The organism is Brevibacillus sp. BD137 (assembly GCF_041644655.1).
In the GTDB taxonomy this organism is placed as follows: domain Bacteria; phylum Bacillota; class Bacilli; order Brevibacillales; family Brevibacillaceae; genus Brevibacillus; species Brevibacillus brevis_D.
Window position 1 is genome coordinate 267,750 of sequence record NZ_JAOTNO010000006.1, and the last position, 25,712, is coordinate 293,461.

Consider the following 25,712-nt stretch of genomic DNA (forward strand, 5'->3'; position numbering starts at 1 on the left):
TCCCTTACGCTTTGCGTCCAAATAGTCCTTCCGGCTTCAAGAGCAAAATGAGAATGATCAAGCCAAAAGCAACCGCATCCCGATACGACGAGTCTCCGTATGCGACGGTAAACACCTCGATAATCCCGAGCAACACGCCGCACACCATAGCCCCGGGAATGCTGCCTACACCGCCTAAAATCAAGACCGCCAAACCTTTGAAGCCAAGCGTCATTCCCATCGTCGGAATGAGAGCAGAGTACGCCATCCCGATCAATATGCCGGCGACGCCTCCCAGCGCCGAAGCAAGCATGACGGTCACGACAATGACCATATTTGTGTTAATCCCCAAAATATTTGCTGTATCCGCATTTTCAGCCGTCGCGCGAATGGCTTTTCCCATTTTCGTTTTTTGAATCCAGAAATGCAGAACGAACATCAACAACACAGAAATCCCCAAAATAACGAGATCGACGCTGCGAATTTGAATGAGCCCCAAGTCATAGGTGGTGTCCCCAAAGGATTGCGGGAACGCACGGGAGTCAGCACCGAAAAACTTGTGCATAGCCTCCTCCATTAAAATGGCAAATCCGATCGTACTGATCAAGGATGCCAGATGGGGTACATTTTTCTTACGAAGAGGGCGAAGCGCTATATACTCCAGCACGAGACCCAAAATGGCAGATATGACGATTGCTACGATCAGCGCTACCCCTAAAGGCATATTCAGGCTGGTCATCAGTACCAAGCCAACTAGTGATCCAAAAATAAAAATTTGGCCGTGAGCCATATTTATGATTCCCAAGACACCAAAAATGAGCGTATAACCCAATGCAATCAATGAATAAGTGCTACCAACTGTCAAACCGTTGACTAATTGCTGCCAAAACAAATGCCTCACCTCACTGTCAAGTGGTTACCATCCAACGATGATTGAGTTATTCTCGCTGGATCAGCAAGCGAAAATATCATCTGATACTTTCTGATCCAGCGAGATAACCGATAGAAAAAGAAGCCCGGAGCGACCCCGGGCACGATCCTATTCAAACGGGACAAATTTGCCTTCTTTTGCGACAACGACCACCGCATCACCAATCGGATTGCGTTTCTCGTCAAAAGACAGTTTACCGGATACACCTGTGAAGTCTTTCAGCTGAGCCAATTGTCCGCGCAACACTTCGCGATCTGCTTTTCCTGCGGCAAGCAGTGACTGCGACATGATGTACAGTGAGTCGTATGCTTGGGCAGCGAACTGGTCAGGCTTTTTGTTGTATTTGGCTTCGAATGCTTTTACAAAGGCTTGTACTTTATCATCCTTCTTTTCAGGGCTGAATGGAGTGGCAACGATCAAGCCCTCTGCTGCTGGTCCTGCAATTTCAAAAACTTTCGGATTATTGAAACCATTACCACCAAGAATAGTCCCCGTAAAGCCCAACTCACGTGCTTTTTTCACAACCATGGAGCCTTCTTTGTACAAAGCGGACACAAGCAAAGCATCCGGGTTTGTTTGCTTCAGCTTGGTCAACTGCGCCGAGAAGTCCACATCGCCATTTGCAAAAGTCGCTTCAGCAGTAATTTCCAAGCCCAGCTTTTCTGCGGTTGCTTTCATGACCTTGTAACCATTCACGGAGAAGTCATCGTTGGATGCATGGATGAGTGCTACTTTTTTCAAGCCATTTTTCTCCACGGCTGCTTTCATAGCTGTCGGGATTGCAATGGACTCAGGCAAAGAATTTCGGAACACATACTCCCCGATATCATTGATTCCTTCTGACGTGTTGGAGATACCAAAAATCGGAGTTTCCGCCTCGTTTGCAACTGGTCCTGCTGCAAACATTTCACCTGAAAGTGTCGGTCCGATGATCGCCACGACATTATCCTGATTAATCAGTTTATTTACTGCATTAATCGCGCCTTCTTTTTCTCCTGCGGAGTCTTCAAACTTCAGTTCGATCTTGAGCTTTCCTTTGTTGGCTTCATTCAGCTCGCCCAACGCCAGCTCCAATCCTGCTTTTTGCGCTTCTCCATATGCTGCACCAGATCCTGAAAGGAAACCAACGACACCGATTTTTGCTTGTATCTCTTGTCCGTCGGCGCTAGCTGCTTGTCCAGAGCCACCTTCTCCTGCTGCAGGAGCACTTGTATTTCCTCCGCTCGAACATCCGACCATCAATACCGCCCCTAGCGAGATTACCGCCAGCGAGCGCATCAAATGAAATCCTTTCATTAGAAAAGCCCCCTCTATTTTCGAAATAAATTGAATATATGAAGTTTAATCAAAGTACTCTAAAAACGCAATTATTTTCGCTCAAGTAAACTTAATTTTTTGACAAACGATCGCTCAGAATTCCAGTATTCAAACATAATAAAAAAGCGGCACATATCTATGCCGCTTCAGTCGTTGAATTGCTCTTACAGATGTTTGCCTACAGTTGCCATGAGCGCTTCTTTTGGTTGGAAGCCAATCACTTTGTCAACTGGTTGACCGTCTTTGAATACGATCAGGGTTGGGATGGACATCACGCCAAAACGACCAGCAGAATCTGGGTTGTCATCCACGTTTACTTTAACGATTTTGAGCTGGGAGCCCACTTCACCGTCGATTTGCTCCAGTACAGGAGCGATCATTTTGCAAGGGCCGCACCATGGAGCCCAGAAGTCAACCAGGACTGTACCGCCTTGCTCTACTTCCTGGGAAAAGTTTTGGTCGGTAGCATTTACAATTGCCATAGAAGTTACCTCCTTGAATTTCAATTACTAAATAAAGGTTCCTAACGGTTATCAGTATATCATTCAAACAACAAATTGACTACGCCGCTCCACACTTTGCCCTGCACTTCTCTCTTTAGTCTGTCCAGTCTGTCCGCACCTTATTGCCCAACTTGTTTGAGCCGGTTGATCTCCCGTTCGTGGTCACTAACTTTCCCATGCAGCAGGTCAAGGTCTGCATCGATATGTTTATTTTGGCGTTCCAATCTTCCTAAGCGCGTAGCATCGTCCCGAGAACCGAACATCTCAATGCGAAATGCGTACATCTCTTCTTTAAATTCTCGAAGTTCTTGCTTAATTTCTTTTGTGATTTGATTATTCTCAGCAACCATGTGTATCAGTTGTTGCAAAATCTCTTCATTCAACCCGATCACCTCTCCTTATCGGCTATTATACAAAAAAATGCGCCCCCAAAAGGAGCGCTTTGTTACCGTCTTTCTGTTACACCAATACTTTTTTGAACTCAGCCGTCAGCAATGGCAGCACTTCGAACAAGTCACCTACGATACCGTAATCAGCCACTTGGAAGATTGGCGCTTCTGGATCTTTGTTGATGGCAACAATGACTTTCGAGCTGGACATACCAGCCAAGTGCTGAATCGCTCCGGAAATTCCGCATGCGATATACAAATCAGGTGTAACAACCTTACCTGTCTGTCCGATCTGCATGGAGTAGTCGCAATAGTCTGCGTCGCAAGCTCCACGAGATGCACCAACAGCTGCACCGAGCACTTCCGCCAGATCGTATAACGGCTGGAAGCCATCTGCACTCTTCACGCCACGTCCTCCGGAAATCACGACTTTCGCTTCGGAAAGGTCTACTTTGCCGCTTGTTTTTCGTACAACTTCTTTTACGATGGTGCGCAAATCCTTGATTTCCAATTCAACTGGAACCACCACTGCCGTTTTCGAAGGGTCAGCTGCGCCGATGGCAATGTTGTTTGGACGAATCGTAATAAATGTTGTTCCATCAACGAATTTGCGTGTTTGCGTCGCCTTTCCGGCATAGATCGGGCGAATAAATACTGGGCCTGCTTCAACACCGGTTACGTCCGAAACCAGACCAAAACCAAGTCTCGCTGCTACGCGAGGTGCGATGTCACGACCGATCGCGGTGTGACCCAAAACAACCGCATCTGGAGAAGCCAGCTCAATCAACTGCGTAAGTGCCTGCACATACGCATCTGGCGTGTATTGTGCCAACGCTGTATGATCAGCCGTATACACCGTGCTCGCACCATGCTGACCCAATGTCACTGCATGCGTTGCTGCATCTGCTCCGAATACACCTGCTACAATTTCGCCGCCCTCAGCCAATGCTTGTGCTGCAGTCAATGCTTCCAGCGACACGTTGCGAAGTTGTCCGTCACGTACTTCTGCCAATACAAGTACTTTTTTCATGGATATCCTCTCCCTCTCGCTTAGATCACTTTCGCTTCATTGCGCAACAGTTGCACCAATTCCGACGTTTGAGCTGCCAATTCGCCAGAGAGAATGCGGCCCGCCTGCTTTTTCGGAGGCAATGTCTGATCGACGATTTCTGTCTTTGCTTTTACCTCATCCGCAGTAATTCCCAAATCGTCTGCGCCGAGTCTATCCAAAGGTTTTTTCTTTGCTTTCATGATACCTGGGAGAGAAGGATAGCGCGGCTCGTTGAGTCCTTGCTGAGCCGTAATCAAAACAGGAAGGCTCGTCTCCACGACTTCCAGGTCCCCTTCTACATCGCGCTCTACGCGTACGTTCGTCCCGTCCACCTCTAGCTTCACAGCAGTCGATACATGGTTAATTCCCAGCTCTTCTGCAAGACGAGGACCGCCTTGGCCAGCCCCGGAGTCTACAGCCATTTGTCCACCAATGATGATATCGAAGCCAACCTTTTTCGCTACTGCAGCCAATACTTTGGCGATTGTGAATTCGTCTCCGAACAGAGACTCGTCATCCACCAGAACAGCCTTGTCTGCGCCCATAGCCAAAGCAGTGCGCAGGGCAGTTTCCGCACGATCTGGGCCGACGCTGATCACGGTTACTTCGCCGCCGTGCTCTTCCTTGAGCTTGATTGCCTCTTCCACAGCGTACTCATCGTAGGGATTAATGATGAATTCAACGCCATCTTCGGAAATTTGTCCATTTTGGATGACGATTTTTTCTTCTGTGTCAAACGTCTGTTTCAACACAACCACGATATTCATCAGGATGCCTCCTCCTTAGTGGTACCTCATACTTGTGAAGCTATATGCTTAACTACCGATCTGCGAATTGCGGCTTGCGCTTTTCGAGAAATGCAGTCACGCCTTCTTTTACGTCCTCCGTCGCGAAAGCATCGCCAAAGAGCTTTGCTTCCCGCTCCAAGCCTTGTGATAACGAAAGCTCCGTTGTGTTATGGATGGACGCTAGGGCAAGCTTCAGGGTTATCGCGCTCTTACTCGCGAAAACAGCCGCCAGCTTTTGTGCTTCTGCAAGCAATTGCTCTACGGGATAAACCGCTTCCACAAGACCGATACGCAATGCTTCCTCGCCACCGATCATCTCAGAAGTGAGAATCATCTGTGTCGCTTTGCCACGGCCAACCAAACGTGGTAGACGTTGCGTACCACCGTAGCCAGGAATGAGTCCGAGATTCAGCTCTGGTAACCCAAGCTTGGCTTCAGGTGCTGCCAAGCGGATATGGCATGCCAATGCAAGCTCCAATCCTCCGCCAAGGCAAGCGCCGTTAATTGCTGCAATGATTGGCTTCGGGAACGTTTCCAAGCGATTGAACAACGCTTGACCCTTCTTCGCCATTTCTTCTGCATTTTCCCGATTCAGTTGGGTAAATTCTTTGATGTCCGCTCCTGCAATGAAAAACCGACCTTCGCCAGTCAAAACGATCGCTTTGATTTCATCGTTATTTTCCCACTGGTCCAAAAGTTCACTCAATTGACCGAGCACTGCTTGACTGAGTGCGTTAGCAGGCGGGTTGCTAATCGTAACCGTAGCAACGCGATCAACGATTTCTACATTCCAATGCGACGCCATTCCTCTCCCCCCAAACTCTCCCCATATATAAAAAACAGCTACTTTTCATTCCGAGCGATCGCTCAGTCTTACTGTTTCCATTGTAACAAACGTTTTCATGCAAAAAAAGCTTTTCTTTTCATTCTTTTCCCTTCATACCATGCAGGAAGAGGTTATGAATGGAATCAACATAAGAGACAAGGTCGTACTTGCACTCTTTCATCACCCAAGATGTCGTCACTTCGTCCAGCGTTCCAAAAATCATTTTGCGCGTAATCCGCACCTCAAGATCAGATCGGAATACGCCCTGCTCCATACCCTCTACGATCACTTCGTCAATAAGGTTGAAATACTGCTTCATCACGTTGCCGATTCCTTCACTAATGAACGGACTGGATTGACGGAGCTCGATTTGCGTCACTTTTGCCAGATCGTGGTCCTTGGATAGCTGGCTCAAGTGTGCATGGATGAGTACATACAGCTTTTGCTCAATGGTCGTCGCTTCCGAAATGCGTTTGCGATTTATCTCCACAAACTGGCCCATCTTTTCGTTAAACAGTGATATCAAAATATCATCCTTGTTTTCAAAATAGAGGTATATGGTGCCGTCCGCTACCTTCGCCTCTTTCGCAATTTTCGATACCTGGGCACTGTAATAGCCCTGTTTGGCGATTACTCGAACAGCAGCATCAATAATGGCTTGATACTTTTCCCCCGTTTTCTTTGCCATAACTACCTCCATGTTTACTAACATTGATGATGAAATGAATGATCACTCATTCATAATTAGTGTAATACAGGGCCATTCCTCTGTCAATCGCAAGAGATCAGCAAAAAAGGCCGCTTTCCGCCTGGGATCGCAAGCCTCAAAACATCAGCTACTAGCTCGTTTTGATTTCTTCCTGGGCTTCCCTTTTCTTCTTGTCTTCTTCTTGTAATTGGCGACGCAATACTTTTCCGACCATGGTTTTGGGCAAATCTGTACGAATCTCGTATTGTCTCGGAATCTTATAGGCGGCGAGTCTCTGTCTGCAATGCGATTCCAGATCCTCTTCACTTACGAGCTGTCCATCCTTGAAAACGACGTATGCTTTGACTGTTTCGCCCCGGTACGGGTCTGGGACACCGATGACTGCTGCCTCCTGGATGGCGGGATGCTCAAACAGCACTTCTTCTACTTCGCGCGGATAAATATTGAAGCCACCAGCTATAATCATGTCTTTTTTGCGATCTACGATATAGAAATAGCCGTTTTCGTCCATATAGCCCATATCTCCCGTCAAAAACCAGCCATCCCTTAATACGGCAGCGGTATCCTCTGGGCGATTCCAATAGCCGAGCATAACTTGGGGTCCTTTTACGGCCAACTCCCCGACCTCGCCTTGGGGCATCTCTTCTCCTGTGGCCGAGTCAACAATACGGCAATCCGTATCTGGCCACGGCATCCCGATGCTTCCCGTAATGCCTTTTTCCCAAATGGGATTGGAATGTGTTACGGGGGAAGCCTCTGTCATCCCATAGCCCTCGACCAGCTTGCCTCCCGTCAACTCCTCAAATTTGAGCTTCACTTCGATTGGCAACGGAGCTGATCCACTGACACATGCGTCGATCGATGAAAGATCATGCTTTTTCAAGTCCGGGTGGTTGATGAGACCGATATACATGGTGGGTGCCCCTGGGAAAAGAGTAGGCTTGCGCTTATCGATCATTTCAAATATTTGCTTCACGTCGAATTTGGGAACGAGAATAATTTCTGCTGCGATACAAATCCCTTTGTTCATCACGGTAGTCATCCCATACACGTGGAACAGCGGGAGCACACACAAAATCCGTTCTTTTCCCTTTTTCAGTTTGTAGAGGACCGCTTGGCACTGAACTGCATTTGCAATGAGATTGGCGTGCGTCAGCATGACGCCTTTGGCAACGCCTGTTGTCCCCCCTGTATACTGGAGGAGCGCGATGTCCTGGGTCGGATCGACTGGTACTTCAGCAGGCTTGGTAGCGCTTTCTTTTAATACGGAAAGAAAAGGCTCAATTTCTGCGCTGTATGTAACCTGCGGATTTTGTCCTTGTTTCTTCTGCACGAACGGATAGAGCCATTTTTTCAGTAAGGGAAGGAAATCGCCAACGCTTGTGATGATGATTCGTTGAAGTGAGGTAGATGCACGGACTTGGGTAACACGTTTGTACAACAAATCCAGTGTGATGATGGTCTCGGCGCCTGAATCGTTCATTTGGTGAATCAATTCTCGCTCGGTATATAACGGGTTGGTCATGACCACGATTGCGCCTGCAAAAAGCGCCCCGTAGTAGCTGATGACGGCTTGTGGAGTATTTGGCAGCATAATCGCCACGCGGTCACCTTTCTTTACACCGCGCTTGATCAATGCATTGGCAAATTGGTATGACAACTGCAAAAGCTCTCGATACGTAATGCTTTTTCCCATGAAATAGATCGCGTTACTGTCTGGATACATAGCTGCAGACTGCTCCAGAAAATGCGTCAAAGGAACACGGGGGTAATCCAATGACGGCGCAGTTTCGGGCGGGTAATTGGCAATCCAAGGCTTGGCATTTGACATGGTCATTCCCTCCATCCCTTAAATGGCCTTGCCTCTCCCTATGATCTACATTCATAATCTCTTCCTAATGACTATTGTATTCGAAACATATCCAATTTTCCAATTAAAATCATGTACGTTCCATCGGGACAAGAGCATTCGACAAAAAAGGACACGACCTTTGATAAAGCCGTGTCCTTTACCCTTATGCTCTTTGTGTCTTACGATGTTATTTCCTTGATCATTTGCTGACGTGCTCTTTCCCGTTCAGTTGTGGGGACGAGATGATACCAGCCGACGATTCCATTATGCCAAATGCGCTCATCCTGCCCGACCAGTGTATCGGCTTGAATGGCGTTCGGAGTGCCATCGCCATAGGACAATAACAGAGAGGCGATTTCCTGCTCGGTGAGGTCCGTTTTCACATGCTGACCCAGTATTTCCATGAGTGAAAATGCCTTGGTATACCCTTGGAGCGAGGTGCCTTTAGAAGCCAACGCTTTGAGAATCTCCTGCTGCCGGTCAATCCGCATGTAATCACTGTCTTCCTTGCCAAGATCACTTTTGCGATAACGGGCATAATCCAATGCCTGCTCACCTGATAAAGTCTGCAGCCCTGGCTGAATATCGATGTATGTGTCGTCGCTCGGATCGCTGTACTTCATACGTTTCTTCACATCGACAGTGACACCGCCCAGCTCATCCACAATTTGACGGAAGCCATCGAAATCTACGGAGATATACCGATCAATTTTTATTTGTAAAAATTTTTCCAGTGACTCTTTCACCATCTTCGGACCACCAAAAGCCATCGCATGGTTCACTTTGTCGTATCCTTTTCCCGGGAGCTCCATGTAGCTGTCACGCGGAATCGCCAGAAGGTAGACGGATTGCTTCCCGGGATGAATCGCCGCAAGCATCATCGTATCTGAACGAGCACTTTCCCCGTCTCGACTATCCACGCCAAGAAGCAGGGCGACGAAAGGCTTCAATGGTTCTGTTCCTGTCAAAAGATCTCGAGGAGGAAGGGATGCAGTCGCCTGTTTTGCGCTCCCTTTGGCTCCATCAATCGGAGCATACCACTGATTGGTCATTTGCTTGTATTGATAGGCACTGTAGGCAACCAGCAGCAACGCCCCGATCGCCAAACAGGATAAGGTGTGAAACGCAATCTGTTTTCCATATCGCTTGAAAAATGACCCTATAAACATGACAAAAGCCTCCCCCTTTGCTTCCATTTTTAACAGGGGAGACTTCGTTTAAACCTATGTGCGTTCGACAACCATCGCCATACCCATCCCGCCGCCAACACAAAGGGCAGCCAAGCCTCGTTTCAGGTCTCGACGCTTCATTTCGTGCAGCAAGGTTATGACAATTCGGCAGCCAGTAGAACCGACAGGGTGACCCAGCGCGATTCCGCTTCCGTTCACATTCGTTATTTCCCGCGGCAGCTCCAGCAGTTTTTCCACGGCGAGATATTGTGCGGCGAAGGCTTCGTTTACTTCGATCAGTTCGATATCCGCGAGCGTCAAACCGGCTTTTGCCAATGCTCGCTTCACCGCTGGAACGGGTCCATATCCCATCAAATCAGGCTCTACTCCCGCTACTGCCCACGAGACAATTTTGCCGAGCGGTTCGATCCCGAGCTCTCTCGCTTTTCCTTCTTTCATCAAAACGGCTGCGGACGCTCCATCGTTGAGCCCGGAAGCATTGCCTGGCGTCACTGTACCATTGTCACGAAAACTGGGTCTAAGCTTCGCAAGACTCTCCAGAGTCACTCCCCTGCGAGGGAATTCGTCTTCCGTAACCATGATTTCTTCGGTGCGTTTTTTAATAGGGACCCCGATGATTTCCTCGGCAAACAAACCGCTGTCTATGGCGCGGATCGCATTCTGCTGACTGCGCAAGGCAATTTCATCCGACTCCTCACGTGTGATCCCATAGCGATCGACCAGGCGTTCTGCCGTTTCGCCCATCAGAATTTGATGGTGGGGATCTGTTAACAACTCCCACATCGCATCGGTCATTTCTCCATGTGTCAAACGTTTGCCCCAGCGCGCATTTTTCAGGACATACGGGGCGTTGCTCATGCTCTCTACGCCGCCTGCCAAAACAATTTCACTGTCACCTAAAAGGATCTGGGAAGCGCCGCTCACAATCGCTTGCATGCCGGACGCACATTGACGTTGTATCGTGAAGCCCGTCACTTCTTTTCCCAATCCTGCGTCCAATGCTGCCACTCGCGCTATGTTTGGTTCATCTGTCCGCTGAATGCAATTCCCTAAAATGACTTCATTGATCTGAGAAGCTTCCAGGCCAGATCGATCCATGACACCACGAATGACGGTTTCTGCCAACTTGCGAGCGCTTACATCTTTCAAGACGCCACCAAACGTACCGATTGGCGTACGTCCAGCAGCAGCAATGACAACCTGCTCCATTTGTTTTCCCCTCCATTGAGTACTTTATTTTCTTTATTGTCTCACACGGAAGTTACAGGGCGGTTCTAAGCAATGTTTTTCAATACAACGGTGACCCATTCGTCATGTTGACTTTCTTTTTCTACTTGGAAGCCTGCTTGTTCAAATATAGCGATGACAGCATCCCGATTCCATTTGACAATTCCCGAGAGAATCAAAGTTCCTTTCGGTGCCATTCTCTCCGTAATCATCGGAAGCATCGCGACATTTTCATCGCCCCCGATGTTGACCAGAATGACATCAGCTTGGTCAGGCAATTGGGACTTCACTGCGTCCTCGCTCGCATCCCCAATGACGACTTGTACAGCGTGGTCAGGAAGGTGGTTATTGGTCGCATTGACGAGAACCTGATACTCGCTTTGTGGATTAATGTCCACTGCCCATACAGGATGCTTCGCTCCATTCAAAGCACAGTACAAAGAGAGAATTCCTGAGCCAGCTCCTACATCAATGACTTGTTTACCCTCCAGATCCATTCCTTGCAAAAACAAAAGTACGTCCTGCGTCGTCCCATGATAGCCGGTTCCGAAGGCTGCACCTGGATCAATCCATAGGATATGCCGAGCCGACTCCAAGGCTGCGGGGTCCGTCCACGTTGGTGCCACCCACCAATCGCCTATCTTGACTTCACGGAACTCCTCTTTCCACGAATCATTTTCCTCAGCGACGAGGTCTACTTCTTTTATCGTGACTTGTCCATTCCACCGCTGAATGTAGGTCTTCAGGCGAGCTACATGCTCCTCTTCACGATCGTGCTGGGGTTCAAACAAATAACCAGCAAGTGGACCTTCCGTATTTTCTGCGTAATCATATCCGTTTTCCGTTGTCAGTACTTCGATTTGCGGTTCGATCCAGCCAAGCGTGTAGGAGCTGGTCAAAACCTCTGCCACAAACAAATCCTCAATTTCTGGTTCCACTAGTAATGTGTATTTGAGCCACATGTTTTCCATGATGAAAAATGCTCCTTCCCTTTTGCTGTTAGTCGCCCCTATTCTTGCGGACATCTATTCACTCATATGTAGATGGCAAGGATGATAGAGAACATGGTATGATAGTAGAATGGACTATCACAACCGCAGGGAGGCTTACCATGTTTGACGAATTTTTTTACCGTCGCCGTAAAAACAAGGGACTTTTTATCGTCATGATTGCCCTCATCGTTCTTGGCATCGGCATGTTCGGTATGGGTTTCCTCTATATGTTCTCGTAAGTCGGAACAACATCATTATACCCTACGAACCGTGCTGCACCCACTGTATCTGTCCAAACAATTGGAGCGGGAAGTTTTCTACTGTGGTTGCTTTACTTCCCCTTGTTTACTCGATTATACTTGAGAATGTATTTTTCCTGTACGTTTGATATAGAAAGAAGGTTCACTCCATGTCGCGAATTCTCATCTCCGGGTACTACGGCTTTAATAATGCCGGAGACGATGTGGTCCTGTACGGCATCATCAGCTCTCTTAAGCGGGAACAACCAAATATCTCTCTCGCCGTCTTGTCCAATCAGCCTGATCGGACTGCGGAGCTGTTCGGGATTGAAGCCTATAACCGCTGGAGCTTTGGAACCATCGTCCGCGAGCTTTCGCGAAGTGACATGCTGGTGATGGGCGGCGGTACACTGATGCAGGATGTAACCAGTCCGCGCAGTGTCCTCTACTATTTGGGCATCGTCACCATTGCCAAGCTTTTAGGTAAACCCGTGGTCTTTTACGCGCAAGGGTTTGGACCCATCCTTAAATCGCTCAGTCGCACGATGATTAAACGCGTGGTGAATCACGTCAACATCATCACGGTTCGCGACTACGAATCAGGGGAGGACTTCAAAGCCTGCGGCGTAAAAAAAGCCCCTATCTATATAACAGCTGACCCTGCTCTGACGATATCCCCTGACGATATTGCAGATCAACGGGGAAAAGAGCTGCTCCATGGTATGTTTGATGATCCTTCCAAGCCTTTGGTCGCCATCTCTGTCCGGGACTGGAAGCATGAACAGCAATTCAAACAGAAGATAGCCAGGGCAGCAGATTGGTTTATCATGCGCGGATGGAATGTTCTCTTCCTGCCGATGCATGTCCCTAGTGATTTGGCACCGTCTCAGGAAATCATGGACCAGATGAGCCAACCAGGAGCACGTCTTCTCGATGCACCCGTGACTTTTCATGACATTATGTCGGTACTGAAGCAATGCAACTACGTCGTTGGAATGCGGCTTCATTCACTTATTCTTGCGTGCATGCTGCGAATCCCTTTTATCGGTATCTCCTACGATCCGAAAATCGATCGATTCGTTGAACGCGCTGGAATGCCCAATGCTGGTCATATTACTGAACTCGATGAAACTACACTTTTGACCTTGCTCGCTGAAAAACTGGACAACCTCGATCACGAAATTGATGTGGTAACGAAGCATTCCCATCTGTTAGCGATCGAAGCTTCCAAAAGCAGTGAACTTGTTTTGCAGGCGCTGCGCAAATAAGGCTGACCTGGAAAGGAGGACATCATGTCCTTTTCTTCACAAGTGTTACTTCGTTTAAATCGATTATTTCCTCTCCCCGTTCACCCATTTAATCTGGCAAACAACGGGGAAATGAGCTATACAGAATGGCAATTTCAAAAAGGGGATCAAACGATTCAGTTTTTCCTCCCCTTCCATTCACAGGAGCAAATGTTCCGTGACAAAACGGTTTTGGACATCGGCTGTGGCGGCGGTGGAAAAACCTGTTATTACACCACCTATGGACCGAAAAAAATGATCGGCATTGACATCGTCCCCCACTACTCGGACGAAGGAAATGAATTCGCGAAGAAAAAAGGACTGGATCATCTTGTCTCTTTCATGACTGGTGATGCCGCGAGAATGGACTTCCCGGATAACACGTTCGATACGATCATCATGAATGACGCGATGGAGCACGTAGGCGAACCGGAAAAAACGCTGGAGGAATGCTTTCGGGTCTTAAAGCCTGGCGGGCATCTCTACATCAATTTTCCGCCGTATTATCATCCATACGGTGCTCATTTGTCAGATGCGATCGGCATTCCTTGGGTGCATGCTCTCTTCTCGGAGCAAGCCTTGATTGACGCCTATAAACAGCTAGTCCGCGACTTGCCAGACGGTTCTGACCGGATTGCTTTTCGCTTCGACAAGCTTCCTGATGGTAGAGATACGATCTCGTACATCAATCGCATGACGATCAAGCGATTTCGAAAAATTCAACAAGGTGTGGTTCAGCCTGCGGTTTACCAGCGAGAGATTCCGTTGCGCAATCAGTTGCAGACCTTGGCAAAATTGCCCGCTACCCGTGAATTTTTCGTAAAAATGGTCGTCTGTGTTTATCAAAAAGCGAAATAAGAAGGACCATATAAAACCCCTTCCTCCGTTTGTGGAGAAAGGGGTTTTGTGATTGGTTTAATCGTTATTCGTATTGGACTTTAATGAAGAAGCCTGTTTCCTCCGAATGAATTGGATAAAAGTGCGCAGCTTGTTTCCGCCAGGCAGCCAATCCAACTCCTTGTCCTCAATGAGTGGAATAAGGATGAGCAGTCCCAAGTACACGATGAGTCCTACACCGACTCCAGCGACAGTCTCTATCGCTCCCAACATGCGTACTGGTTCTCTTCCCCTGAACAGGAAATCAACTGCCTCTGTCGCTCCCCAAGCCAGAATCAGCATGAGGTTAGCCACCAGTAACGGATAAATGGTATCGAAGCGCCAGTTAATCGGAATCGATACGTAACAGTTGATGACTCGCATATTCAGTACGCAGACAAATGCAGTCGCAACCAGCCAAGACAAGGACAAGCCGTCCATACCGAACATCGAGGTAAACACGAGTGTCGCCAGTACCTTCACAATAACCCCATACAGCAGATGACGTGCAGGGATTTTTTCTTTGCCGATCCCTTGCAAAATACCGTTTGTAGCCAGCAACAAGGAAAGCGGGATCGCGGTGATGCCTAAAATCGCCATTGCACGCGTGCCCTCCATATCGCCATACAACGCCAGATTCGCCCCTTCAGCTACAGCTGTCAGTCCCAGACCGGCTGGTAGACCGATTAGCCAAGCAAAACGCAGGGAGAGCTTGGTCAAGGTCGTAATCCGCTCCTGATCCTTTTGTCTGATCGCTTCGGCAATGGCAGGGACGATCGAGAGGGCAATCGATGATCCGAACAAGCTCGCCATTTGCAGAAGTGGTCCTCCCCTGCTGTAAATGCCAAACCACGTATCCGCCGTCAAGCCGTCCACATTCCATATATAGCGGAAGATGTTAATCGCCAGAAAGGAATCCGTCAAGCTGAAAATCGGGATAACTAAGGCGCTGATACAAATCGGCCAGGCAATTCGCCACATCGAGGCGAAGAAAGCACGATCATACCACCAAGTAAGGCTCCGCCACTCAGCCCCGCCAAATACTGAATTTTTCCGATTGTGGAGCCACATGAGTAACGCTAGAAACCCGAGACTCAAAAACGTACTGATCATCGTACCGAAGTTGACTCCGGTAATCACGGTATCCGTATCTTCACCGAGTGACACGAGATACAGGGAAGCTACCAAAATAAATACGACACGCAAGGTCTGCTCTACGATTTGCGAGAGCCCGACAAACAACATTTTTTGATGGCCGTAGAAAAAGCCGCGAATAACCGCAATCAAGGGAACGAACAGCAGCGACATGGAAATCGCTCGGATCGGCTCAATCAAATGCGGATTCCCCATAAGCTTTGCGATGAGTGGAGAGCTGGCGTACAGGAGCCCAAACAAGACAAGTCCGATGGCGCCCATCATGACCATGCTACGGGCCAAAATCTGTCCAATAGAGCCTTGTTTTCCTTCAGCTAATGCCTCTGCAATCACTCTCGACAACGCTACTGGCACACCTGCAGTCGCCAATATAAGAAAGGTCAGGTAGAGAGGATATACTTCCTGATAGAGTCCGAGACCTCTGTCGCCTACTATCTCCTGAAGCGGAATTCGATAGAACATCCCGATAACTTTTGACAAAATCCCCGCTATGGCTAAGATCAACGCTCCCGCGAGAAAATGACTTTTTTTCAACATGGGTAACTCCTTTATTTGTCTCTTTGACTGGATACCCGTGGGGCAGCACCAATCGACATGAACCCACTCTCTATCCTACTATCATTTCCCTCTTCCAGCAAACAGGTATATCGATGGAATTTCGCAGGAATACTGGTGAAAAACAGATTCCATTGATTTTTTTTAATCATCTGCCTGTGTGATCTATGAGTAGGAGAGGATATTATGCCCATAACCGGATTTTTGATCAGCCATGTACAGTGGCCGTTAATGGAGGCTTTGAAAGGAAATCGCATCCGTCCTTACATGAAAGAATTGCAAGCAACACAACGTCTATCTGCCGAAGCGCTTACCGTGCAGCAGCGAGAAAAGCTGGTGAAACTACTCGATCATGCGCTACAAAATGTACCAGCCTACACCGCCTTCGCCCCAGATTGGAGTAAAATGCGCGACATGCCTGAACGTTTTTTGCAGCGGATTCCTGTTCTGACCAAAACACACTTTCGGCAAAACGCTGATCAATATTTGAGCCAGGGCCTACAAACAAGCAGGCTCATTGGAAATCGAACGGGAGGCTCCACGGGTGAACCTACCCATTTTTACCTCGATCGTCCAACTGTCGAGCGATATGAAGCTGCACGGTGGCTGGGGCTATCCTGGTACGGTATTCGCATTGGTGACCCATGTGTGATGATTTGGGGCTCTCCACTCGAATTAAACGCCCAGCAAGCTCGCCGCTACCGCTGGAAGGAACGCTGGTTAAAAAACCGCATGATGATTTCTGCCTATGAATTGGACGAAAGACATTTGGAAGCAAACCTGCGCCTCATCCGGGAATTCCGACCAGCCTATTTATACGGGTACGCCTCCGCGCTGCATACCCTCGCCATGATGATGCTACGACGCGGCATGACACTGGGAATCCCGCTCAAAGCCGTGGTCTCTACAGCAGAAAGCCTGCACGAACACCAACGCCAAACGATTGTCCAGGCTTTTGATGCGCCTGTTGTGAATGAATACGGCGCTCGTGACGGTGGAATTATCGCCTATCAATGCAAAGCAGGGAGCATGCATGCCTTTTCCGGGAACTGTTATTTGGAGGTAGTCGATCCAATTACGCATATTCCCCTCAACAATGGACACCCAGGAGCACTACTTGTCACAGACCTGCACAATACTGTCATGCCTCGCCTGCGCTACCAAATAGGAGATGTCGCCGCGCTTTCTGATTCAGCCTGCTCATGCAATCTCCCATTTCCACTTCTTGCTTCGATCGACGGCAGAGAAGACGACATGTTCCTATCACGAAACGGACAGTACGTGCACGGACATTATTTTAATCACATCGTTCGCAATATGGACAGCTTTCGTACCTTCCAGATCGTCCAGCACGAGCCGGAGCGTCTGAGCCTGCGACTGGTGAAGGAGCCCGAACGTTTTTTGCCTGCCGATGAAGCCAAGCTTTTGGCAGGAATTCGCGCGGCGTTAGGTCAAGTGAGTATCCACGTTTCTTATGTGGAGACCATTCCCCCCGTTAGCTCAGGTAAGACTCGTTATGCCATCCGGGAATTCCCGCTTACGAGCGCCCCCCCGCTGGAGTAGACCGCTTGCGTATTTTTTGCAGCAGCTCTGACACAAGTGGCTCGCGAACCAAAATGAGCACAACAAGATATAAAAGAGCTGCACCCATAATTCCTAGCGGCAAGTACAACCAGACAGGCAATACAGATAACCATGGATCGACGAACAAAATAGCACCAGCCATGACTGCGCAGCCCAGAATGGTTTTCCCCGTAGTCATGAGGAAATTCGCTCGTACAGGGCTGCCTACTGCCCTCCACAGCAAAATAAACAGCAGAAGCGCTTGACTAATGGCTGAAACCGCATTGGCGAGAGCAATTCCGCCATGACCAAGCAGCGGAATGAGCAACCAGTTGGCAAGGGCATACACACCGATCCCAATCGCCCCGATTATAACGGGTGTCTTCGTGTTTTCCAGTGCATAAAAGGCGCGAGTCAGCAAGTCTCTCGACGCTAAAAAGAAAAGTCCCACGCCGTAAAACGGTAGTGCCCACGCTGTTAAAGCGACAGAATGCTCATCGAACGCACCGCGCTCAAAAGCTAGTCGGATGATCGGCTCTGCGTATAACGCAAGTCCAACTGTCACAGGCAGAAGCAAAATGAGGAGATAGGCAAGTCCCTTTTGCAGGATTTGCTTCATCTCCGTCATTTCCCCCCGCTTGACATGACTAGCCAACAGTGGGAATAACGGCAGCGTAAACGCCCCGACAAAAATAGCCAGAGGCAATTGCATGATCTGATTCGCATTGGCGAGAGCGGAAACGACACCCGTTCCAAGCCCTTCCGCGAAGCCTCGCTCCAAAAAGGTAGTCGCCTGAGCAACAACTGCACCAATTAAAATCGGAATGACTCGCTCGCCCATGCCTTTGAGAGCAGCGTCCTCACTCCAAGCGAAGGAGAAGCGCTGCTGATAACCGAATCCGCGCAAAGTCGGGAGAATCGGCAACAATGCAGCCAGGTAACCGATTGTCGTAGCCATCGCCAAACCAATGGGTCCATACATCGGAACGAGCACATACATGCTGACAATTACCAAAGCACCATTGGCTACCGTACCGAGCGTCGGTGTAAAGAAATGTTGGTGAGCATTACAAATACTCGACCACAGCCCTGTTAAGCCGATGAAAATAGCTGATGGCCACATCCATTGCAGCATGCTAGCCGTGAGTTCAAGCTTCTCACCTGTCAGTCCAAACATTGCAGCAAGCTGATAAGAAAAGACAACTCCTAAGACAGACAGAGCAACGAATATACTCAAAATGATCGTGAGCATCTTCTGATAGAGGTCAGTCGTCCGCTCTCCTTTTTCCATCATGCCGCGCATGGTCGGAATCAGTACAGCATTGACCGCTCCCGGTATGACCAAGAACAGCGTCAGCGGGATCGTTGCCGCGATATTAAACGCATCTGCCTCCATGCCAGTACCGTACAAGTTGGATACATACACACTGCGAAAAAAGCCCAGAAGCCTTCCAACGAGAGTCAGCACGACAATCATGGAAGCAATTTTTAACAAACTCATGTCCACTTTTCTCCTATCCCTATTTGAAACCCTACGTTCCAGGCTTGGTTCTAACCCCTCAAACTACCTAGTTATCATATCTTATTTCTACCGTTCCTACCAACCTCTTTCCCCCGGCTTGCTACCGGGTTGCCAGATTCATTATAATAGGTAGGTTAATCCCTACCTGTAGGAGGACTACAATAAAAATGAGAGAAACCGTGTTGAAGTGGGGAAGCCAATCAACTACATGGTTGTATTTGCTGTTGGCCTATCCAGTAATTGATTACGTCTTGCGACAGATTCTACCGATTCCAGTCATATCTTCTTTGTGGGATGAAGCACTGCTCATCGTTCTGATGCTGTTTACGTTTGGAGCCTTTTTGCAATCAAACAGAACGATGCCTGGAATCAAACATTGGCTGGGAGCCTTTTTCGTCCTGGGTGTTGCCATCATGGTGACAGACATGGCGAACTGGGAAGCGACTGTGGAAGGATTCCGCTCTGTCTACCAGTACATCCTCGCCTTTTTCATGGGCTTCTATTTACTGAAGTCGATGGAAGACCTGAACAAGTTCATGAAGGTACTTGTGCTGGTTGGTTTCGTAGCGGCACTGTATGGTGTCTTGCAAGTCATCGTGGGCGTCAAAACACCTGAATCATGGGTGCAGGAAGGGGAGGCAGTTACAACGCGTGCATTCTCCTTCGTAACGAGCCCGAACGTATTGGGCAGCTATATGGCGTTGGTTACACCGATCGCCGCTGGTCTGTTCATGACAGCTACTACTCTCAAGCAAAAATTGATTTGGGCCATTGTTGCACTGACCACCGTGCTTGCTTTGCTCTTAACCGGGTCCCGCGGTGCCTGGTTCGCGCTTGCCTTTGCCGTGTTCGTTTGCTTCTACATCTGGAACAAACGAGTAGCAGGATATTTGGTGATCGCAGGGATTATCGGGGTTGTAGCCCTGTTCTTCGTTCCTGATTCAGTTCCGCTTGTCGGAAAAGTAAAAGATCGCATTTTCACGCTCTTTACACCTGAATATTTCGCATCTAGCAGTGAAGGTGGTCGCATCGGGCGCTGGGGAAAAGCATACGACAATATGCGTATCGAGCCATTGTTCGGTGTCGGACTTGGTCATCACGGCGGAGCAGTTGCAGCTCGCCATTTCGGTACCATTTATTCAGACAGCTACTTCTTTAAAAGTTTGGCGGAATACGGTCTGATCGGGATCATCCTGTTGATCGGAACCGTGATCAGTATGTTCAAATACGGAGCTGGGCTCATCCGCAACATCCAGGGTTCGCCACACTTTTTTGCGATTCTCGGACTGCTCGGTGGATTAATCGCGGTAGCTACCCATAACCTCGTGGAAAACATTTTCGAGGTGCCGTTCGTGGCCCTCTATTTCTGGCTGTTTGGCGGCTTCCTCTGCGCATTATTCGTCGACCAGACACAAAATAAAAGGTGGTGAGGGCATGCGCCGGAATCCTATTCTCGATACGATAAGCTGGGCGCTGTACGCCATTGCCCTGTTTCTGATTTATCATTTGCTCGTGAAACCCGCGTTCCTTGATTTAACGTGGATTGCTGTACTCATTTTCCTGCCACTGCTAGCATTTTGCTACTTTGTGGTACATCCGTCGGAACGTCGACAAGTGCTTGTGTTTACCATCGGCTTCTTGCTCTTGGATCGGGCACTAACACGTGTCGATGTGAAAACGACCGCTGCTCTGTTGATCGGTGGTGCAATCGCAGTCATCGTGATTGCGCTTCTCGTGAAATGGTATGGGCGCCTCAACTGGCGTGCAGTCGGCTCGTTAGTTCTGATCGCACTTTTGGCGAACGTGACGTTCAACAGAGATACTCTGACTGCACTGAGCCACTTTACCGTGACATACGAATCTGATCGTTTGTACAACGGCGATTGGGTAGATTATTTCCCGATCACGCTGCAAGACGTCAATGGCGATGGCAAGATGGAGATCATTACGTACGGCAATGCCGAGGAGCTTCCACTGCCGGAAAAAATTGAAAAGCCAGAGACGGAAGAAGAGAAAAAAGCAATGGCGGAGAAGCTGCGTCATTTGCAGGCGGAACCTGTTTCTCTTTACGTGCTGACCTGGAAAGATGGTCAAATGGTGCGGATGCCGAATGATCAGATTCCGGCAGAAACCATGGAGATCATCAAGGAAAAACTGCCGACCGATTACCCAGGCTTCCCGTATTACACGATGAAAGATGGTCAATTGGTACCGAATGTCCAACGCCAACCATATGCGGAAGGCATGATGCAAATCGGAACGGCACCCTATCGTGCGTTTATGCTTGATATGGAGAACATCGCAAATCAACTGGCAGATAATGCAGGCAGTATAGACGTACGACAAACACTGGGTTCCAAGTACACGGATCTACACATCAAGGATGGTATGCTGACAGGTAACTACGACGGCAAGCCTTTTGGCGGCACGACAAAAGCAACCAAGCTGATGACCACCATGATGCTGCCAGATGGCCGCGAGGGAATCGTTGTTATGGGCGAGCACCTGAGTGTACTGTCTGTAGAGCCGGATGGGACACTGACAGAATCGTACACACTGACACGCAAACAGGCTGAATTGGCAACTGGCGAGTTCATTCCTGCCGATATCGACAACGACAAGGTTGATGAGCTACTCGTGGCTGGCAAACCTTCGTACATCTTGAAACCAAAAGCGGACGGTACGTGGGAAATTTTGTGGGCAAGCGGTGACCACGATAAGAGCTTCCGCTTCTCCAACTTTGCTACGATTGGTAACAACGCCAAGCCTGAGATCGTAGCCAAAGCGAAAAGCTGGGTAAGTACCACAGATACTCGCTATTTGTCTGGCTATGACTACACGCCAGAGGGCTTGAAACAAAACTGGCGCATTTACATGCCGCTGATCAATGTGCAAATCGGCGACATCGATGGCGACAAGGAAAACGAAATCGTGGCTAATATGTACAATACGCATCGTATTCTCGTGTTTAAGCAGCACAACATTCCGGTACTCGGACTCACAATCGCGCTATTCGTGGGACTCTTGGGATACGGAGTCGTAAGGAGGTTTCGCCATGCGTAAAGCGACAAAAGCATGGGCATTGCTCGCTGCCATCTGCACAGCCTCCCTGCTCGGTGGCTGCACGTATGAATCAGGGACGAAGGCTTTTGCCACTACCAATTTTGACCAGAAGCCGGATCAAACGACGACGGTCCAAACCGAGTCAGGGGCCGAGTGGTTGAAAACAGCCCTGGAAAAGGGCAAAACGGATGAAGAGGCACAGACCTACTGGTATAAAGGGTATGTGAAAAACACGATTCTCTCTCGTACCACGACGAGTATGTTCAATGGAGCTGTCATCAACGGGAAAGGCTACAATGTGGATGCTCGCATCGCAGCCCAGCCTTATTCGTACTATCGAATTAACGACAAACGCTACATCAAGGCAAATGAGCAGTTTGTAACCGCTCCGGATGAGCCGCTAGCGTTTGATGTATTGAAAGGCTTCGAGGACTGGCTGCCTTTCATGGACAAGGCCGTTCAATTGCCTGAGGAAAAGGTTATCGGTGTAGTCAGCGTTCCGTTCCAGTTAAAAATGACTGGAGCAGAATGGCTGAAAAATAGCCAAAGCCCACTGTTTGAACCATTGAAAAAGCAATTGGGAGAACGCCCTGATCTGGATTACATCTTGAAGGAATCCACGATCAAGACAACGATTTGGTTCGGTAAAGAAGACCGTCGGATCCACCAATACGAGACTTGGATCATTCTCCCACTTCCTGAAGCTGGAACGATGGACCAGCAAGTGATATTCAACCTGTTTAAATACGGCGATACCGGTGGCATTCACATCAAGGAACCGGAAGAAGTAGAGAAATATTTGCTGTACTAAAAAAAGCCTGCTACCTTAGCTTGGTAGCAGACAAATCGGTACGAATCAGGACCTGGCGAACATCGTCAGGTCCTTTTATTTTGAAGAAAACCCCGCAGCCTTCATTGGCTCCGGGGCAATGCTGTACTATTTTTTCACCAGTTCATCCATCAATTGCGCCAATTGCTTCGCCTGTTCACGGCGCTCATACGGTTTCACACGCTCTGCAAAATCCGCTCCGCGTTCCTCGCTACCCGTTTGTTCTTGCGCTTTCCACTCCTGATACAGCTTCAGGTATGCTTGCTTGATCTCGTCTTTTTGCTCAGGATCGGCTACTTGCCCAAGACGGAAATCTTCAATAATCTCTGTCGCTTCGCCTCTTTTGTTCAGAGCAAGGATCGGGTTGCCAATCCCCATGTATTCGTAGAGCTTGCCCGGAATATACGCTCCGGCGTCAGCGGACACATCCCCGATCAGCAAGAGAGCATTCGCGCCTTTCATCAATCCGAGCGCTTCTTTATGCGGCAGGTTCCCCAACACGCGAACGATGTCACTCAGCCCCAATGCTTCCACACAGTCGCGATTTTCGGAATACCCCGGATAATCGAACACCCCGGCAAAGCTGAGCAAGAGATCATTTCGGTCTACTACTTTTTCATCGATGAGTTCCCGGATGGCTTGCAGGAGAAGGCGTGGGTTGCGCTTTTGATACAAAATACCTGCGTACACCGCATGAAACTTGTCCGGAGCAGCATGGCTGGGAGCCAACCCTTGAAAATCAGCCTGATCAAACCCATTGTAGATCAGCTCCATCCGCTTGATGCGGTTCTGGTGCTTCTCTCGAAAATTATAGGCGAAGGTCGCAGTAACGGTTGTGATCGCATCCGCTTGGGACATCACCGCCTCCTCCATTCGCTCTTCCATGCGCTCTCGCCATTCGATGCCAGAGGTGTGCATATTTTGCGTCCATGGATCACGGAAATCCGCTACCCATTTGCAGCCAAACTCACGGGAAAGCTTTTTCGCAATCAAATGGTTCGTTACTGGTCCCGATGTAGAAAAAATCACGTCGATCTTTTCACGTCGCATGATTTCTCGCCCTAGCTTGAGTGCATTCGGCATCCACAGGATTTGGTCGTCTGGAATCAACAGGTATGGCTTAACTTTTTTCAGCACATTGACGATCTGTTTTTTTACCTTCGCCTTAAATGATGGCTGTGATGGTGTAGACGTTGTATTGGCACTTGCTGATGGGGCTTGTCCCCCTCGATTCGGCAGCAGCTGCCACTCCTTCGCACGGTGAATGGTGACATCACTCGGCAGTTGTACCAAAAGGGATGGATCGAGCGTCGCATGATAAGCAGGATCTACTGTCAGTACATGGACATTCCAGCCAAACTCCCCCAAATATTTGGCCATTTTCAACGGTCTTGGCACGCCTCCTCCCCCAATAGGAGGAAATATGTAGCATATGATCAACACGTTGTGCGTATTCATTTACGTAACCGTCCTTCTCCATTTCAATTTTCCATCATCAACGATACCATAAGTGCTGTCTTATTGCGAATCTAGCAGGCATCTGCTATAGTGAAAATGGCTTTGTTTACAAATGATCGTTTATTTTTTCGGTACACCGCCTCTATTCGGTCGTGCCTCCATGTACATAACCTCAGTAGGGGTTTTTAATTACGATTCGGGTGAATTCAGATGAGCAAATTACGAGTCCTCCACGTGATTGGCGGGGGGGAATTTGGCGGTGCTGAACAACATATTCTCAATTTGGTCACTACTTTTCCAGTCGACGAAGTAGAAGTCGCAGTCGTATGCTTCTATGATTCTCTTTTTGCGAGTAAATTGCGGGAATCAGGCATCCAAGTCATTACACTGAATCAGTTCGGACGTTTTGACTTACGATTGCTACAGGCTCTGCGGAATGCCTTTACCACATTCCAACCAGCGATCATTCATACGCATGGGATTAAAGCCAACTTCTTTTCCCGACTGGCCGCTCGCGGTATGAAGGTGCCTTTGCTGACCACTGTTCACAGCTCACTCCGTTATGATTATACAAGCTCCTTGGCCTATGCCATTGTCAGCATGATGGAAATGAGCACGAGACATTGGAACCGTCATTACATCGCGATCAGTGGTGCGATTGCCGATATTTTGCGGGGGCAGGGTGTTCGCTCGTCTGACATTAGCGTGATTTATAACGGAATGGACATGAAGCCTTATCGGCAAAACCATTTACGGGAGAATGACCGCAATCGACTGCGTGCGGAATGGAACATACCAGAGGACGCCTTTTTGTTCGGGACAGCAGCTCGCTTTGTTCCCGTAAAAGGGCTCCCGATTCTGCTCGATGCTTTTCATACGCTTGTGGCGAACACGAAAGGGGGGGCTCCTTACCTCGTATTGATCGGAGACGGCTCTGAACGTGCCATGCTTGAAGCGAAGGTAAAAGAATTGGGGCTGGAATCGCGTGTTCGCTTTGCTGGATTTCGACAAGACATTCCTGCGTGCTTGCATGCCTTAGATGGCTTTGTCCACTCTTCCTTGTACGAAGGGCTTGGCTATACCATCATCGAGGCAATGGCTTCGGAGGTTCCTGTCGTAGCAAGCAATGTCGGTGGTGTGAAAGAGTTTGTTTTCGATGGCGAAACGGGGCTGATCGTCGAACCGGGAAATCCTGCTTTGTTGGCGCAAGCAATGGAACGACTTTGGACTTCACCACAATTGCGTGAGATCTTGGTGCAAAACGCGTTGAACAAAGTAGAATCGACTTTTACCATTCAACTCATGACCGAACAAATTGTTGCTCTTTATCGTACGTTACTGAAATGACGAAAGGCACGGTGAAACGCGAAAAGCGGGCACCGTGCTTTTTTTATATGATTTATTTGAAGAAT

22 protein-coding genes are annotated in these 25,712 nt (G+C 48.7%); 7 read left to right on the forward strand and 15 right to left on the reverse strand.

Annotated features, from left to right (window positions below):
- Window positions 1–4: 4 nt before the first annotated feature.
- The 12 genes from ODZ53_RS16110 to ODZ53_RS16165 form a co-directional block, all read right to left on the reverse strand.
- Entirely contained in the window at window positions 5–871 is an 867-nt protein-coding gene (locus ODZ53_RS16110; RefSeq protein ID WP_199929127.1) for a branched-chain amino acid ABC transporter permease, read from the reverse strand.
- A 147-nt stretch (window positions 872–1,018) separates the two neighbouring features.
- Complete coding sequence (locus ODZ53_RS16115; protein WP_372678282.1) at window positions 1,019–2,206, reverse strand: ABC transporter substrate-binding protein; 1,188 nt, start codon at window positions 2,204–2,206, stop codon at window positions 1,019–1,021.
- Window positions 2,207–2,391: 185 nt separating this feature from the next.
- The gene (trxA, locus tag ODZ53_RS16120) at window positions 2,392–2,709 is read right to left on the reverse strand and encodes a thioredoxin (protein ID WP_007722428.1); all 318 of its coding nucleotides are present in this window, start codon (window positions 2,707–2,709) and stop codon (window positions 2,392–2,394) included.
- 140 nt (window positions 2,710–2,849) lie between these two features.
- Entirely contained in the window at window positions 2,850–3,113 is a 264-nt protein-coding gene (locus tag ODZ53_RS16125; RefSeq protein WP_372678285.1) for a hypothetical protein, read from the reverse strand.
- A 76-nt stretch (window positions 3,114–3,189) separates the two neighbouring features.
- A complete protein-coding gene (locus ODZ53_RS16130; RefSeq protein WP_012685393.1) occupies window positions 3,190–4,149 on the reverse strand; it encodes an electron transfer flavoprotein subunit alpha/FixB family protein in 960 nt (319 codons plus the stop codon).
- Window positions 4,150–4,169: 20 nt separating this feature from the next.
- Complete coding sequence (locus ODZ53_RS16135) at window positions 4,170–4,937, reverse strand: electron transfer flavoprotein subunit beta/FixA family protein (RefSeq protein WP_372678287.1); 768 nt, start codon at window positions 4,935–4,937, stop codon at window positions 4,170–4,172.
- A 52-nt stretch (window positions 4,938–4,989) separates the two neighbouring features.
- Window positions 4,990–5,763: an enoyl-CoA hydratase gene (locus ODZ53_RS16140; protein WP_372678289.1), complete on the reverse strand. Its 774-nt coding sequence runs from the start codon at window positions 5,761–5,763 to the stop codon at window positions 4,990–4,992.
- A gap of 118 nt (window positions 5,764–5,881) precedes the next feature.
- Window positions 5,882–6,472 carry a fatty acid metabolism transcriptional regulator FadR gene (locus ODZ53_RS16145; protein WP_372678291.1) on the reverse strand — a complete coding sequence of 197 codons (591 nt, stop codon included), beginning with the start codon at window positions 6,470–6,472 and terminating at the stop codon, window positions 5,882–5,884.
- A 151-nt stretch (window positions 6,473–6,623) separates the two neighbouring features.
- The gene (locus ODZ53_RS16150; protein WP_372678293.1) at window positions 6,624–8,324 is read right to left on the reverse strand and encodes an AMP-binding protein; all 1,701 of its coding nucleotides are present in this window, start codon (window positions 8,322–8,324) and stop codon (window positions 6,624–6,626) included.
- A gap of 200 nt (window positions 8,325–8,524) precedes the next feature.
- Complete coding sequence (locus ODZ53_RS16155) at window positions 8,525–9,514, reverse strand: LCP family protein (RefSeq protein ID WP_372678295.1); 990 nt, start codon at window positions 9,512–9,514, stop codon at window positions 8,525–8,527.
- A gap of 54 nt (window positions 9,515–9,568) precedes the next feature.
- Window positions 9,569–10,744, reverse strand: a complete 1,176-nt coding sequence (locus ODZ53_RS16160; RefSeq protein ID WP_372678297.1) for an acetyl-CoA C-acetyltransferase — start codon at window positions 10,742–10,744, stop codon at window positions 9,569–9,571.
- A 65-nt stretch (window positions 10,745–10,809) separates the two neighbouring features.
- Entirely contained in the window at window positions 10,810–11,733 is a 924-nt protein-coding gene (locus tag ODZ53_RS16165; protein ID WP_372678299.1) for a 50S ribosomal protein L11 methyltransferase, read from the reverse strand.
- 430 nt (window positions 11,734–12,163) lie between these two features.
- On the opposite strand from ODZ53_RS16165, the gene csaB reads away from it, so the two are divergent.
- Window positions 12,164–13,261 (forward strand): polysaccharide pyruvyl transferase CsaB, encoded by a 1,098-nt coding sequence (gene csaB / locus ODZ53_RS16170; RefSeq protein WP_372678301.1) that lies wholly within the window; start codon window positions 12,164–12,166, stop codon window positions 13,259–13,261.
- A gap of 24 nt (window positions 13,262–13,285) precedes the next feature.
- Entirely contained in the window at window positions 13,286–14,137 is an 852-nt protein-coding gene (locus ODZ53_RS16175; protein WP_372678303.1) for a class I SAM-dependent methyltransferase, read from the forward strand.
- A 57-nt stretch (window positions 14,138–14,194) separates the two neighbouring features.
- Here ODZ53_RS16175 and ODZ53_RS16180 read toward each other — a convergent pair whose 3' ends face one another.
- Window positions 14,195–15,847, reverse strand: a complete 1,653-nt coding sequence (locus ODZ53_RS16180; RefSeq protein WP_372678305.1) for a putative polysaccharide biosynthesis protein — start codon at window positions 15,845–15,847, stop codon at window positions 14,195–14,197.
- A 204-nt stretch (window positions 15,848–16,051) separates the two neighbouring features.
- On the opposite strand from ODZ53_RS16180, the gene ODZ53_RS16185 reads away from it, so the two are divergent.
- Window positions 16,052–17,428, forward strand: coding sequence for a phenylacetate--CoA ligase family protein (locus tag ODZ53_RS16185; protein ID WP_372678307.1), 1,377 nt, complete (start codon window positions 16,052–16,054; stop codon window positions 17,426–17,428).
- On the opposite strand, the gene murJ is transcribed toward ODZ53_RS16185, so the two are convergent.
- Window positions 17,403–18,929, reverse strand: a complete 1,527-nt coding sequence (gene murJ, locus ODZ53_RS16190) for a murein biosynthesis integral membrane protein MurJ (RefSeq protein ID WP_372678309.1) — start codon at window positions 18,927–18,929, stop codon at window positions 17,403–17,405. The genes ODZ53_RS16185 and murJ overlap by 26 nt on opposite strands.
- Window positions 18,930–19,117: 188 nt before the next feature.
- On the opposite strand from murJ, the gene ODZ53_RS16195 reads away from it, so the two are divergent.
- Genes ODZ53_RS16195 through ODZ53_RS16205 form a run of 3 tightly spaced genes read left to right on the forward strand, consistent with a single transcriptional unit; the run spans window position 19,118 to window position 22,824 of the window.
- Window positions 19,118–20,380 (forward strand): O-antigen ligase family protein, encoded by a 1,263-nt coding sequence (locus ODZ53_RS16195; RefSeq protein WP_372678311.1) that lies wholly within the window; start codon window positions 19,118–19,120, stop codon window positions 20,378–20,380.
- Window positions 20,381–20,384: 4 nt separating this feature from the next.
- Window positions 20,385–22,013 carry a hypothetical protein gene (locus tag ODZ53_RS16200; protein WP_173625350.1) on the forward strand — a complete coding sequence of 543 codons (1,629 nt, stop codon included), beginning with the start codon at window positions 20,385–20,387 and terminating at the stop codon, window positions 22,011–22,013.
- Window positions 22,006–22,824 (forward strand): hypothetical protein, encoded by an 819-nt coding sequence (locus ODZ53_RS16205; protein ID WP_372678313.1) that lies wholly within the window; start codon window positions 22,006–22,008, stop codon window positions 22,822–22,824. The genes ODZ53_RS16200 and ODZ53_RS16205 overlap by 8 nt, the downstream gene beginning before the upstream one ends.
- A 126-nt stretch (window positions 22,825–22,950) precedes the next feature.
- Here ODZ53_RS16205 and ODZ53_RS16210 read toward each other — a convergent pair whose 3' ends face one another.
- Entirely contained in the window at window positions 22,951–24,300 is a 1,350-nt protein-coding gene (locus ODZ53_RS16210; RefSeq protein WP_372678315.1) for a glycosyltransferase family 4 protein, read from the reverse strand.
- A 210-nt stretch (window positions 24,301–24,510) separates the two neighbouring features.
- On the opposite strand from ODZ53_RS16210, the gene ODZ53_RS16215 reads away from it, so the two are divergent.
- Entirely contained in the window at window positions 24,511–25,647 is a 1,137-nt protein-coding gene (locus ODZ53_RS16215) for a glycosyltransferase (protein WP_372678317.1), read from the forward strand.
- The last annotated feature ends 65 nt before the right edge of the window (window positions 25,648–25,712 follow it).

Excerpts from the sequence above, each read along its gene's own strand:
- ODZ53_RS16115 (WP_372678282.1), bottom strand. The coding sequence starts at position 2,206 with ATGAAAGGATTTCATTTGATGCGCTCGCTGGCGGTAATCTCGCTAGGG.
- trxA (WP_007722428.1), bottom strand. The coding sequence starts at position 2,709 with ATGGCAATTGTAAATGCTACCGACCAAAACTTTTCCCAGGAAGTAGAG.
- ODZ53_RS16130 (WP_012685393.1), bottom strand. The coding sequence starts at position 4,149 with ATGAAAAAAGTACTTGTATTGGCAGAAGTACGTGACGGACAACTTCGC.
- ODZ53_RS16135 (WP_372678287.1), bottom strand. The coding sequence starts at position 4,937 with ATGAATATCGTGGTTGTGTTGAAACAGACGTTTGACACAGAAGAAAAA.
- ODZ53_RS16140 (WP_372678289.1), bottom strand. The coding sequence starts at position 5,763 with ATGGCGTCGCATTGGAATGTAGAAATCGTTGATCGCGTTGCTACGGTT.
- ODZ53_RS16145 (WP_372678291.1), bottom strand. The coding sequence starts at position 6,472 with ATGGCAAAGAAAACGGGGGAAAAGTATCAAGCCATTATTGATGCTGCT.
- ODZ53_RS16150 (WP_372678293.1), bottom strand. The coding sequence starts at position 8,324 with ATGTCAAATGCCAAGCCTTGGATTGCCAATTACCCGCCCGAAACTGCG.
- ODZ53_RS16155 (WP_372678295.1), bottom strand. The coding sequence starts at position 9,514 with ATGTTTATAGGGTCATTTTTCAAGCGATATGGAAAACAGATTGCGTTT.
- ODZ53_RS16160 (WP_372678297.1), bottom strand. The coding sequence starts at position 10,744 with ATGGAGCAGGTTGTCATTGCTGCTGCTGGACGTACGCCAATCGGTACG.
- ODZ53_RS16165 (WP_372678299.1), bottom strand. The coding sequence starts at position 11,733 with ATGGAAAACATGTGGCTCAAATACACATTACTAGTGGAACCAGAAATT.
- csaB (WP_372678301.1), top strand. The coding sequence starts at position 12,164 with ATGTCGCGAATTCTCATCTCCGGGTACTACGGCTTTAATAATGCCGGA.
- ODZ53_RS16175 (WP_372678303.1), top strand. The coding sequence starts at position 13,286 with ATGTCCTTTTCTTCACAAGTGTTACTTCGTTTAAATCGATTATTTCCT.
- ODZ53_RS16180 (WP_372678305.1), bottom strand. The coding sequence starts at position 15,847 with ATGTTGAAAAAAAGTCATTTTCTCGCGGGAGCGTTGATCTTAGCCATA.
- ODZ53_RS16185 (WP_372678307.1), top strand. The coding sequence starts at position 16,052 with ATGCCCATAACCGGATTTTTGATCAGCCATGTACAGTGGCCGTTAATG.
- murJ (WP_372678309.1), bottom strand. The coding sequence starts at position 18,929 with ATGAGTTTGTTAAAAATTGCTTCCATGATTGTCGTGCTGACTCTCGTT.
- ODZ53_RS16195 (WP_372678311.1), top strand. The coding sequence starts at position 19,118 with ATGAGAGAAACCGTGTTGAAGTGGGGAAGCCAATCAACTACATGGTTG.
- ODZ53_RS16200 (WP_173625350.1), top strand. The coding sequence starts at position 20,385 with ATGCGCCGGAATCCTATTCTCGATACGATAAGCTGGGCGCTGTACGCC.
- ODZ53_RS16205 (WP_372678313.1), top strand. The coding sequence starts at position 22,006 with ATGCGTAAAGCGACAAAAGCATGGGCATTGCTCGCTGCCATCTGCACA.
- ODZ53_RS16210 (WP_372678315.1), bottom strand. The coding sequence starts at position 24,300 with ATGAATACGCACAACGTGTTGATCATATGCTACATATTTCCTCCTATT.
- ODZ53_RS16215 (WP_372678317.1), top strand. The coding sequence starts at position 24,511 with ATGAGCAAATTACGAGTCCTCCACGTGATTGGCGGGGGGGAATTTGGC.